Source organism: Pseudoalteromonas sp. BSi20439, from assembly GCF_000241165.1.
Taxonomy (GTDB): domain Bacteria; phylum Pseudomonadota; class Gammaproteobacteria; order Enterobacterales; family Alteromonadaceae; genus Pseudoalteromonas.
Genome location: NZ_BADW01000089.1, coordinates 1 through 11,556, shown reverse-complemented (window position 1 = coordinate 11,556; position 11,556 = coordinate 1). Strand labels below are relative to the sequence as shown.

General features: G+C 40.8%; 12 protein-coding genes. 3 read left to right on the top strand and 9 right to left on the bottom strand.

Going from position 1 to position 11,556, the window contains the following annotated elements; translation table 11 throughout:
• Positions 1 to 45: 45 nt before the first annotated feature.
• Positions 46 to 513 carry a YcxB family protein gene (locus P20439_RS07995; protein WP_008115132.1) on the top strand — a complete coding sequence of 156 codons (468 nt, stop codon included), beginning with the start codon at positions 46 to 48 and terminating at the stop codon, positions 511 to 513.
• A gap of 55 nt (positions 514 to 568) precedes the next feature.
• Here P20439_RS07995 and csrA read toward each other — a convergent pair whose 3' ends face one another.
• From csrA to ribA, 6 genes are all read right to left on the bottom strand, one after another.
• Positions 569 to 760, bottom strand: a complete 192-nt coding sequence (csrA, locus tag P20439_RS07990) for a carbon storage regulator CsrA (protein ID WP_004587515.1) — start codon at positions 758 to 760, stop codon at positions 569 to 571.
• A gap of 90 nt (positions 761 to 850) precedes the next feature.
• On the bottom strand, positions 851 to 2,068 hold the full coding sequence (locus P20439_RS07985; RefSeq protein ID WP_008465964.1) for an aspartate kinase: 1,218 nt from the start codon (positions 2,066 to 2,068) through the stop codon (positions 851 to 853).
• A gap of 6 nt (positions 2,069 to 2,074) precedes the next feature.
• A complete protein-coding gene (gene alaS / locus P20439_RS07980) occupies positions 2,075 to 4,675 on the bottom strand; it encodes an alanine--tRNA ligase (protein WP_008465962.1) in 2,601 nt (866 codons plus the stop codon).
• A gap of 19 nt (positions 4,676 to 4,694) precedes the next feature.
• On the bottom strand, positions 4,695 to 5,147 hold the full coding sequence (locus tag P20439_RS07975; protein WP_008115122.1) for a regulatory protein RecX: 453 nt from the start codon (positions 5,145 to 5,147) through the stop codon (positions 4,695 to 4,697).
• Positions 5,147 to 5,935 (bottom strand): BPSS1780 family membrane protein, encoded by a 789-nt coding sequence (locus P20439_RS07970; protein ID WP_008465956.1) that lies wholly within the window; start codon positions 5,933 to 5,935, stop codon positions 5,147 to 5,149. Before P20439_RS07970 ends, P20439_RS07975 begins: the two co-directional genes overlap by 1 nt.
• A gap of 400 nt (positions 5,936 to 6,335) precedes the next feature.
• Positions 6,336 to 6,959 (bottom strand): GTP cyclohydrolase II, encoded by a 624-nt coding sequence (gene ribA / locus P20439_RS07965; protein WP_008465954.1) that lies wholly within the window; start codon positions 6,957 to 6,959, stop codon positions 6,336 to 6,338.
• A 232-nt stretch (positions 6,960 to 7,191) separates the two neighbouring features.
• On the opposite strand from ribA, the gene P20439_RS07960 reads away from it, so the two are divergent.
• Entirely contained in the window at positions 7,192 to 8,289 is a 1,098-nt protein-coding gene (locus P20439_RS07960; protein WP_008465953.1) for a TonB family protein, read from the top strand.
• Between the two features lie 18 nt (positions 8,290 to 8,307).
• Here the strand turns inward: P20439_RS07960 and P20439_RS07955 are convergent, their stop codons facing one another.
• Genes P20439_RS07955 through P20439_RS07945 form a run of 3 tightly spaced genes read right to left on the bottom strand, consistent with a single transcriptional unit; the run spans position 8,308 to position 9,997 of the window.
• The gene (locus tag P20439_RS07955; protein WP_008465952.1) at positions 8,308 to 8,781 is read right to left on the bottom strand and encodes a low molecular weight protein-tyrosine-phosphatase; all 474 of its coding nucleotides are present in this window, start codon (positions 8,779 to 8,781) and stop codon (positions 8,308 to 8,310) included.
• Between the two features lie 40 nt (positions 8,782 to 8,821).
• Complete coding sequence (locus P20439_RS07950) at positions 8,822 to 9,475, bottom strand: glutathione S-transferase family protein (protein WP_008465951.1); 654 nt, start codon at positions 9,473 to 9,475, stop codon at positions 8,822 to 8,824.
• Positions 9,476 to 9,490: 15 nt separating this feature from the next.
• Positions 9,491 to 9,997: a DUF3087 domain-containing protein gene (locus tag P20439_RS07945; RefSeq protein WP_008465950.1), complete on the bottom strand. Its 507-nt coding sequence runs from the start codon at positions 9,995 to 9,997 to the stop codon at positions 9,491 to 9,493.
• A 212-nt stretch (positions 9,998 to 10,209) separates the two neighbouring features.
• Between P20439_RS07945 and P20439_RS07940 the strand changes: the two genes are divergently transcribed.
• The gene (locus P20439_RS07940) at positions 10,210 to 11,367 is read left to right on the top strand and encodes a hypothetical protein (protein WP_008465949.1); all 1,158 of its coding nucleotides are present in this window, start codon (positions 10,210 to 10,212) and stop codon (positions 11,365 to 11,367) included.
• Positions 11,368 to 11,556 lie beyond the last annotated feature (189 nt).

Here is an 11,556-nt window from a genome sequence, read left to right as displayed (position 1 = left end):
AGCATTAGGCTAAAATAGTAAAAAATAGCTTTTAAGTGTAAACACATGGTATTTACAACAACTTATAAACTCGATAAACCTTACTTTTATGAATGCTTCGACCAATCGCTGCCTTATAGTAAACGCGCGCAACCTAAATATTTTTTATTAGCACTGCTTGTTGTATTGGGATTATTTGGTATTTATGGTTTAGGAGATCATTACCTAGGTACATTTTTGCTGATGCTAGCCCTACTCGAATGCATCGCCTTTTACTATCGCCGCCCATGGTGGGTTACCAGGCAAATGCTAAGCAGAGCGTCTGGTTCTGAAGTCACTCTCACCTTCGACGAAGACGGAATAAAATCAACCAATCATTACAAAAATTACCAGTTAGCTTGGCACGACATTAACGAAATTATTACTACAGATTGTGGACTATTGTTAAAAAGTAAAAGCGGTATGCAATACATTTCTAAGGCAATACTCGACGAAGAAACGATTGATTTTATAAACAAAAAAGCCACTCAATGAGTGGCTTTTACAAATGTCATAGTTATATTAACTAGCACATTTTATACTATGTTGATTAAGCATTGCCCGGATTAGGGTTAGACTTTTCAGCTTGTATGCGCATGTAAATTTCTTCACGATGAACTGATACGTCTTTAGGTGCGTTAACACCGATACGAACTTGATTTCCTTTAACACCTAGAACAGTAACGGTTACTTCGTCACCAATCATAAGGGTCTCGCCTACTCTACGAGTTAGTATTAGCATTCTCTTGCTCCCATGTTCCAATAAAATTATAAGATTCCGCACAAACATTTTAATTAAAATTAGACTAAAAAGTAAGTAAAAACTCTCAATCTATTCATTTTCTGTTAAAAATGTCTTATGTAATGCACGAACAGCCAGCTCTAGGTATTTTTCATCTATTAAAACTGAAATTTTGATCTCTGAGGTGGCAACAAACATCACATCAATGTTTTCTTGTGCTAACGAATCAAAAAATAAACTCGCTACCCCGGAATGAGATTTCATCCCCATACCCACCGCTGACACTTTCGCCACATTGGTCAATCCGTCAATTGCCTGTGCGTCAAATTGCTGTTGCTCAGCCGTTAACAAATCAAGTGCGTTTAAGTAATCATTTAAATGCACAGTAAAAGCATAGTCGACTTTTTCAACTTTATGATTAATTTGATTAATCATATCTATTTCGATGCCATTATCAGCAAAAAGTTTCAAAACTTTTGCAAGATGTTTGGTGCCTTGCGGCATTCCATGCACCTTAATTAAGCACTCATCTCGATTAAATGCAATACCCGACACAACGTTACTCGCCACGTCGCTCTCCTCAAAACTAATTAACGTGCCTTCATCGGGTTTAAAGCTAGATAACACCCGCAGAGGGACATTGTGTTTACCAGCAGATTCTACAGAGCGAATATGTAACACTTTAGCGCCTAAACTTGCCAGCTCAAGCATTTCAGCAAAGGTGACATGACTTAAACGTCGTGCGTTAGGTTCCACACACGGGTCTGTAGTATATACGCCATCAACATCGGTATAGATCTGACATTCATCCGCTTTTATTGCACCAGCAATTTCAACCGCTGAGGTATCGGTGCCACCACGGCCAAGCGTGGTCACGTTGCCCTCAATATCGCGCCCCTGAAAGCCGGCAATAATAGCAATACGGTTATGTTCAAGTTCATGTTTTAAACGCGTTGCCGCAACTTCTTCTACACGGGCTTTACCGAACATGTTATCGGTTAATATATTCACCTGATCGGCTAACAAGCTTACCGCAGAATGGCCGCGTTTAATAATGGCCATCGCTAATAAAGCAATAGAGACTTGTTCACCGGTACTCAGTAATACATCGAGTTCACGGCTACTCGGGCGAGAGTCGATTTGTTTGGCAAGATTAATTAAGCGATTGGTTTCTCCCGACATTGCCGAAAGCACCACCACCACTTGGTGGCCTTGTTGCTTAGTTTTAACAACAAGGTCGGCGACCGCTTCAATACGCTCTATTGAGCCTACCGAAGTGCCGCCAAATTTTTGAACTATAAGTGCCACTTAAGCTTAAGTACGCTCAGTTAACCAAGCTGTTACGCTATCAAGTGCTGCTGTTAAATTTTGTGGCTCAGAACCCCCCGCTTGCGCCATATCTGGACGACCGCCGCCTTTACCACCTACTTGGCCTGCCATGTGATTAACTAACTCACCCGCTTTTACTTTGCCAGTTAAGTCTTTAGTTACACCCGCAATTAAGCTTACTTTGTCGCCGCTGGCAACACCTAAGGCAATAACACCTGAGCCAATTTTATTTTTAAGGTCATCAACCATACCGCGAAGCGCTTTTGATTCTGTGCCTTCAACGTTGGCCACTAACAGTTTAACCCCGTTAATTTCAACCACTGAATCAAGTAACGATGCACCTGCCGCACTGGCTAGTTTATCGTTAAGTTGGGCAACTTGCTTTTCAAGTCCTTTCGACTTTTCAAGTAATGCAGTTACTTTTTCAAGTACTGACGCACTGTCACCTTTTACAAGCGCTGCAACATCTGCTAACTGCTGTTCTTGTTCATTAACATACGCGATTGCTTCTGCACCCGTTACCGCTTCAATACGACGAACACCGGCAGCAATACCGCTTTCAGATACAATTTTGAATAAACCAATATCACCTGCACGCTCTACGTGTGTACCACCACAAAGCTCAATTGAGTAATCACCTATGGTTACTACACGTACTTCGTCATCGTACTTTTCGCCAAACAATGCCATAGCACCTTTTGCTTTAGCATCATCAATTGCCATTAGCTCAGTATTAAGTGCAAAGTTACGACGAATTTCGTCATTTACTACACGTTCAATTTCGCGCAGTTCTTGTTTGGTCACTGCTTCAAAATGTGAGAAGTCAAAACGCAGACGATCTGGCTGCACAAGTGAGCCTTTTTGCGATACGTGCTCACCTAAAAGCTGACGTAATGCTTCATGTAAAATGTGCGTAGCTGTGTGATTTTTCTTAATGCTTTCACGACGCGCATCGTCAATAGTCGCATCCACTTTATCGTTAACGCCAATACGCCCTTGAACTGTTCCATGATGAGCAAAAGCATTACCCAATTTAGTGGTATTCGTTACATTAAACTCACCACCGGCAACAGTAATTGTACCGCTATCACCAATTTGGCCGCCTGATTCAGCGTAAAACGGAGTTCGGTCTAAAACAATAATACCTTGCTGACCATCTTCTAATAACGATACAGATTCGCCACCGGCAAAAATCTCAACCACAGTGCCACGATAATGATTACTATCGTAGCCTTTAAAATCAGTGTGCTTATCTGATTTTAATTGCTTATTATAATCTGCACCAAATTTGCCCGCTTGCTGTGCTGTTTTACGTTGCACTGCCATGCATGCTTCAAAACCTTGATGGTCAATGGTCATTTGGCGCTCACGCGCTACATCGGCTGTTAAATCGGCAGGGAAACCATAGGTATCGTAAAGTTTAAATACTAAGTCACCTGGGATCACATCCCCGGTTAAATCACTCAAGCTTTCTTCTAAAATAGCTAAACCACGCTCAAGCGTTTTACCAAACTGCTCTTCTTCAATACGCAGTACTTTTTCAATAATTTCTTGTTGCTTAGCAAGCTCTGGGTACGCTTGACCCATTTGCTCAATAAGTGCAGCAACCAATTTATAGAAAAACGCGCCTTTAGCACCTAACTTATTACCGTGACGTACAGCACGACGAATAATACGACGCAATACATAACCACGGCCTTCATTTGATGGCATAACCCCATCTGAAATTAAAAATGCACACGAACGAATATGATCGGCTACCACGCGAAGTGATTTATCATCCATATCTTGTGCATTGGTAACGCTTGCAGCGGCAGCAATTAAGCCTTGGAATAAGTCGATTTCGTAGTTTGAATGCACACCTTGTAAAATAGCTGAAATACGCTCAAGGCCCATACCTGTATCAACAGATTGCTTAGGAAGTGGCTCCATAGTCCCGTCGATTTGACGGTTGTATTGCATAAATACTAAGTTCCAAATTTCAATGAAACGGTCACCATCTTCTTCAGGTGTGCCCGGAGGACCGCCCCAAATATGCTCGCCATGATCATAAAATATTTCAGAACATGGACCACAAGGACCCGTGTCACCCATAGACCAAAAGTTATCGCTCGTTGCAATACGAATAATACGATCTTCAGGTAAGCCTATATCGTTAGCCCAGTAGCCAAAGGCTTCTTCGTCATCATGGTAAATAGTTACTAACAGCTTTTCTTTTGGTAGTTTTACAACCTCAGTTAAAAACTCCCACGCAAATTTAATTGCATCTTGCTTAAAGTAATCACCAAAGCTGAAATTACCTAGCATTTCAAAAAAGGTATGATGACGTGCTGTGTAACCTACGTTTTCTAAATCGTTATGTTTACCACCAGCGCGCACACAACGCTGCGAACTGGTTGCGCGTGTGTAAGGGCGGCTTTCAGCGCCTAAAAATACATCTTTAAATTGCACCATACCGGCATTATTAAATAACAACGTGGCATCGTTACCCGGTATAAGCGAACTAGAAGGAACAACTTGGTGTTGCTTGCTGGCAAAAAAGTCTAAAAACTGTTGCCTAATTTGTGCGGTAGTCATGTGCTGCATGTGAAAGTCTCACCTGTATTTACTGTGCTTGCATTGCAAAATTTATTTGATCATAGCTAAATCCTCGATACATTAAGTAGCGCACGCGCTTAGCCTTTTCTTTGTACTCGAGGTTTGCCGGTGTCGTTGAATATTTTTTGTTGTACGCTTCCTGCGCGAGCTCAAACCAATCTATTTCCAGCTCTTCAACCACTGTTTCAAGCAGTGCTCTATCAATCCCTTTGCTCATGGCCTCACTTTGAATTCGCTTTAAGCCATGGCATTTAAATATGTGCTTTCTTACAAACCCTTCACAGTAACGCTGCTCGTTAATAAAATTGTGCTTTTCACACCAATCAAGCAGGTTTTCTATGAACTCGTCGGTTGCTTCTCTTTGCTGTAACTTTTGGGTTAACTCACGGCGCGAATACTCTTGCCTTCCCAGTAACCAAAGCACATAGTTTTTTAACTTTTGTTTTAACGTATCATCCATTAAGCGTCAAAGCGTCCGCTTTGCTCGCTACTTAAAGGCTTAATGTTACTGTCATCACTTGGTGGCACAACGGGCATAAAAATAGCCTGATAAGAAACAAAGAAACTAATGTAGCAAATTGGCATTAAAATCAACAGCGGTAGTAGCGATAAGAACATCGACACCACAATTAATAATGCGCAAATAATACCATAAACACTTAATGGTAAAATATTATAATAAAACACCATAAACGAACTTTTTAAGGCATTTAAAATACGTTGTTCTTTATTAAAGTAAACCAGCGGTACCGCATAGGCAAACGAAGTAAAGTATATCGACAGCGCAATTAAAAACAGTGCCACATTGGCAAACGAAATACTCTCAAGCATTTGGCTAATTGCTGTATTAGGGTCTAAGTCAGGCTGCGTCATAACCGCCATCGCATCGGCAAATAACCCATTGGCGAGCAACGCAATTAAAATACCGGCACCCATTTGATAAAGCGCTAAGCGAAATAAGCCTAACCGATTTCCTTTTGCTGAAAAGGGCTTCAAAATGTCAGCTAGCATAATTTTTCCGCCTTGCTGCTTGGTAAGCACGGCTTGATAAAAACCAGCGGTTAAAAATGGTGTAGCCAATGCTGCGACTATTTGTAATAACGGCAAAAATAAAGACAACAAGCCAACAATGCCAATAAACAAGTGCATAAAGATAAAGGTTAGTGGCTGAGTTTTGAAAATTAGCCAACCCGCTTTAAACCATTTTAATGCCGCATCCGCTTTAAAAATTCGTAATTGTGTAGACATACTTGCTCTTAATTAAAACAAAACACGCCGAGTATAACTCGGCGTTGGCTGGTATTACAGAGGTGGCGGCGATAAATGCCGTTAATATTAGGGTCTGTTTCCCTTTACAGATTAAAATTTGTTCAAACTAGGGGCGACTTAATCGCGGCGCGAGGTTTGTAACCTAGTGGGCTAAGTAAAAACCGAGCAAAGCTTCCGCGTCCTGCTCACGCCCCTTACCTACATCCATGTAGGCAACAAAGAGTAAATCGCCCCTAGGCAGAACCCTTCGGGCAGCGCCTGTTTGGCATTGATGCTGCGTTATCGCCTATTTATGGGGAATAACCACACCACATAGGCTCTGCCTTGCCTAAATACCAAACAGACTGCTGCAAATTCAACCTTGAAAGGGCAACAGACCCTAAGGTTTTTTAATTTTCTTAATATCAAGCATATGAGAGCCATGCTTAATTTTAGTCTCTAAATACGCCTTGTTACCTGAAAGCCCTGCTTTAATGTGTGCATGAGTGCCCACAACAGAGTCCACCTCTATGCCAGCATCTTTTAATGCGTTAAGCTTTTTAGGATTGTTAGTCATTAATTTTACATGCTTTAAATTGAGCGCATTGAGCATTAATACAGCATCCGAAAAATCACGTAAATCATCAGCAAAGCCCAAATGATTGTTGGCCTCGTAAGTGTTCATACCTTGTGACTGCAGTACATACGCATCAATTTTATTGTATAAACCAATACCACGCCCTTCTTGGCGTAAATAAAGTAAAATACCGCCTTGTTCGTGCATCATTTCAATACACTCATTTAACTGCTCACCGCAATCACAACGTGACGAGTGAAACACATCACCGGTTAAGCATTCAGAGTGCATACGAATAAGCGGAACATCTTGCTCGGTATCGGCGTTTTTAAACACTAACGCAACATGCTCTTGGCCATCTTTTAAGCCACTAAAGGAAATAATTTCTGCAGGAATATCACTATTTTTGCCAACATTAAGCTGGACTCTTGCTCTTACTTGCGCCACGACCAATCCAAATATTAAAAAACTACGACACGATAAAGTGATAATATCACAAAATAGGTTAAATACACCGTAGTACAAGACTGTTTATGGCAAATATATGGCGACGGTAGCGACTATTTTCAATCTTAAACCGCAAATATATTACTAGCGAGCGTTTACCTTGATTTACCTAAAGTGATGACATATACACAAGGATTTGCTAATTTGTTATCGACAAATAATAGGGATCATTATGAAATTAAACAAACTTGCATTACTGATGGGCTTAGGTTTATCTGTATTGAGCACCACGTCATTTGCCGAACAAACAAATAACGCTCAAGCCGTTTTCAACGACGCGTATCAAAATTACTTAAATGCAATTAAAACCAAAGAAAATGTGCAACAAGCCGCGGAGCAGGCTTACACATTAGGTAAAACTGTTTACGGTGAAAATGCTGATAACACCGCAAACTTAGCGATTAACTATGCAAAATCAATTAATCGATACGGTAAACAGTGGATTGAAAAGCGTTTTTCGCTCTATCAACAAGCCTATACTATTTTAGTTAATAACCATGGTAAGCAATCGCCTGAAACCATTGATGCTTTAGTCGGTATGGCTAGTTTTGCCCCTTCTGCTCAAAAAGCGGATTATTATTTAGAGCAAGTGATAGCAATCGCAAACACACAAAACAACCCTAAGTTTGTGGCTGATATGAAACTAGAAGCGGCAACCATACTAGCTAATAAATTCAGCTATGAAAAATACCGAGAAGCTAAAAACTACCTAGAAGAAGCCGATGAGTATTATCTGGCTAACTTACCTAAAAACTCAGTTGAACAAATAAAAGCTGATTTTTTAATTGCATCGTTTGCAGAAGGTCGAAAAAGATACGATCAAGCAATAGAACGACTTAACCGTGTAGTAAATGTGTTTGATGAAAGCTTAAGTTACGATCACAACGCCGAGCTTACCGCACACTCAAGATTGATTGGCTTGTATGAAAAACAAGGCAAAAGTGATGAAGCCACCAAACACTGCATCGCGATTGCTAAAATGGTGCCGTGGAAAGAAAGCCAAGAGCAAACGCCGCTATACCGCGTTAACCCTAAATACCCTACAAACAAAGCGCGCTTTCGTAAAGATGGAAAAGTCGTTATGGAGTTTGAAGTGGATGAGTCTGGCTTTGTAAAAAATCCGCAAGTACTTAGTTCTGAAGGTGGCGTGGCCTTTGAAAAATCGGCAGTAGAAGCATTAGCGCAATGGCGTTATGCACCTAAGTTTGAACATGGAAAAGCCGTTGCAGCAACTTCCAAAGTACAGCTCGACTTTAAAGTAAACCGTTAATAACATACCAAAGGCGCTTTAAGCGCCTTTTTGGTTATTCTGCTTTAACTTAGCTAAAATGTTATCGCTGGCGGCCTCTATTAAATCAAGTACCTTTTCAAAGCCATCATCACCGCCATAGTAAGGATCGGGAATTGCGCCTTGTGCTTGCTCGCCATACTCTAAAAATAACGCAAGCTTATACTGCAAATGCTCAGGGCAGCGTGCGGTTAGATCCGTCAGGTTTTGTTTATCAGCTGCTAAAATTAAATCAAACTCGCTAAAATCACTACTGCGCACCTTGCGCGAAAAAATACCTTTAAAACTATAACCGCGTTTTTCACCAGCTTGCATAGAGCGTTTATCTGGCGGATTACCTTCATGATGACCAATAGTCCCTGCCGAGTCCACTAGCAGATCAATGCCTAACTTTTTAGCTCGCGCTTTTAATACCGCCTCAGCCGTCGGTGAACGACATATATTTCCCAAACACACTATCAGTACTTTTTTCACTTATAGCTCCTAAGCTTTTGCAAAAAATCAGTAATAAACATTATTTTAATGAGGCTAATATTTTTTGCTCGCCTTCAAGCATTGTGTGCATGGCAGTACCCTGTTTTACACGGCTATGCAATGCTGCAAGATTAGGCCAGCGCGACTCATCAAGTTGCTCACCACCATGCTCCATATTCATTAACTGGCAGCTCACAGCAATGTCGGCAAGGGTTAAGCTCTCGCCAACAAAAAACTCGTTATCCCCTAAATAACCTTCTAAATAATCAAATAAAGGCGGTAGTTTTTCATTTAATGCACTTTGCACTAAGGCTTCATCGGTTGGCTTTTGCATTGTGGGAGCAATAATACGTTGCTGAAACACCGTAAATGTTGCAAAAGGAGCCAGCTCGTAATCTGCGTATTTTTCTAACCAGCGAACGGCTGCACGTTGCTCTATAGTATCACCGAGTAAAGACGCTGAATTAGGGTATTTTTCATCAAGATATTGGCAAATAACGCTAGAATCCGCCAAACTTAACTCGTCGTCTTTTAGCGCCGGAATTCGCCCTAGTGGGTTCAGTTCTAAAAACCAATCAGGTTGATTAAACGGCGAGACTATTTCGAGTTTATAGTCTAGTTGTTTATGCGCTAAGCATACACGCACTTTACGTACATAGGGAGAAAGCGGGACACCATAGAGAATTAGGCTCATTGTGATTCCTATAAATTAAAACTGCTTTAAAATTGCGTCATCGTAGTCATCGGCATTAAGAGTTAAATTATATTTAGCCGCAACGCTATCTAACTCGGCTTGTTTAATCGCTAAATCATCCATGGTGATGGTGTTATCGTCAAGCTGCCATAACAAGCGTGAACCTGCATAACTATAGTGAATGGCTAATAGCGCATCAGGATTACCTTCTCGTCCCGCCGCTTTTAGCTTAGCCATTTTACGAGTGATTTTATTAAGCGCTTTTTTAAGCTCCCACACATACACCACCTCACTCATAAAAGGATGTGTTCGGTATTTATTTAACAACCAGCCTATGCCAATACTCGTAACAATTACGCCTAATAAGTTCCAATGAAAATGACTGCCACTTTCATCGGGAAATAATGCAATTAAGGTTTGTGAAATTGCTAAACTGCCCACAGCTAAACCTGCTGCACAGCCGACAATAACGCGATTTAAATGTTTACGATAACGTGCTTTATCTATTTGAATAAGTTGCATAGCTGCCTAAAAGTAAAAAACTAAAAATACACAGCCCCATTGTAGCTAAACCCATCACAGAGTTTCGACTCTTTTTAATAAAATACCCGTAGTTTTTGATTTAGCGCCTGTTTTATACTGCTTTCAACATAAAACCAACCAACGATTTTATTTGCACCCACATATTAGGCATAGGATAGTAGACAACAAATACGACTCAGTTTAGGAACATCATGATAAAAACACTGATTGCCACAAGTTTAATATTTTCTTCTTCTAATGCGTTAGCCAACTTAAACACACCGCTAACCCCAGAAGAATTGCGAATTGAAAAAGCCAGCCAAGCGATGCCAGCCGTACTAAGCGCTTTTGCCAGCGAAGTTAATCAATTTGAGCAGCAATTCAAGTCACTCTCAAGCTATGCACAAGCCGTAGATGCCGTTAATGACTACTCAAAACGATTATGGTTTAGTGCAAAAAAACGCATCGCTACAACGCAAAACTTAGATGATCGCGCACTTTACTGGGCTCGCTTACAATCAAGCAAAATTATTCGCACCACAAAGCCTGCATTTTCGCTGAGCGCGGCGCAGCAAACAGTGTTATTAACACTTCTAGAGAATGGCAGCCGGGGTCGCACCGATCTTAGCTACTCACAAAACACCTCTAAAAAAATATTATTAACTGGATTTGACCCGTTTTTACTTGATAGAAATATAAACCAAAGCAACCCATCGGGTGTTGCAGCACTGCTTCTTGATGGCCAAGTCATAAACTATAAAGGGATTAGTGCTGAAATAAACACAGTGATGGTGCCTGTGCGTTATGAAGACTTTGATCACGGCATTATAGAATCCTTACTTGCCCCTTATTACGCACTTAATAATGTTGATATGGTGGTTACCGTTAGCATGGGTAGTAAAGACTTTGACCTTGAGCGCTTTCCAGGCAAGCGCCGCAGTGTAACAGCGCCCGACAACGCCAATGTAGTGTATGGAGGCAGTAAAACAGCGCCGCTCATTCCAAGCTTGAACGACCGCCCATTACCAGGTACTGAGTTTGTAGAATTTAGCTTACCCGTTAGCGCTATGTTAAGCGCAAAAGGCCCTTTTCCTATTAATGATAACCATCATGTTATTACCTTAAAAAAAGACTTTGAGCCTAATAGTTTCGATGAATTAAAAGACGCTATTGCAGTGCGAGGCGGTGGCGGTGGTTATTTGTCTAACGAAATTTCGTATCGCAGTATTCGCCTGCGAAATCAGCTAAATTCAGATATTCCGACAGGGCATATTCACACCCCACGAATTGCCCAATTTGAACCCGAAACTGAAGCTAAAATAGTAAAGCAAATTCAAACTATGTTAGAGCGCAGTTTAGTCGCACTCTAACATCGTTTGCTTTTTCAACTTCAACGTTAGAACGACTATTAACTAATAAACGTAGGAGCACTTAAATGCTTCTACGTTTTTATTGATTTAAACCGCTAAAAAAGCATGTTGAAATTACATTAAAATTAAAAGCGCTCTGAATCAATCTCGGCTATTTTATAATAAAAACTCATTACTTTAATCATTAAC

Bases quoted from the DNA above. Each gene is read 5' to 3' on its own strand.
- P20439_RS07960 (WP_008465953.1), top strand. From the start codon at position 7,192: ATGAAATTAAACAAACTTGCATTACTGATGGGCTTAGGTTTATCTGTA.
- P20439_RS07975 (WP_008115122.1), bottom strand. From the start codon at position 5,147: ATGGATGATACGTTAAAACAAAAGTTAAAAAACTATGTGCTTTGGTTA.
- P20439_RS07970 (WP_008465956.1), bottom strand. From the start codon at position 5,935: ATGTCTACACAATTACGAATTTTTAAAGCGGATGCGGCATTAAAATGG.
- P20439_RS07950 (WP_008465951.1), bottom strand. From the start codon at position 9,475: ATGAGCCTAATTCTCTATGGTGTCCCGCTTTCTCCCTATGTACGTAAA.
- alaS (WP_008465962.1), bottom strand. From the start codon at position 4,675: ATGCAGCACATGACTACCGCACAAATTAGGCAACAGTTTTTAGACTTT.
- P20439_RS07945 (WP_008465950.1), bottom strand. From the start codon at position 9,997: ATGCAACTTATTCAAATAGATAAAGCACGTTATCGTAAACATTTAAAT.
- P20439_RS07940 (WP_008465949.1), top strand. From the start codon at position 10,210: ATGATAAAAACACTGATTGCCACAAGTTTAATATTTTCTTCTTCTAAT.
- csrA (WP_004587515.1), bottom strand. From the start codon at position 760: ATGCTAATACTAACTCGTAGAGTAGGCGAGACCCTTATGATTGGTGAC.
- P20439_RS07995 (WP_008115132.1), top strand. From the start codon at position 46: ATGGTATTTACAACAACTTATAAACTCGATAAACCTTACTTTTATGAA.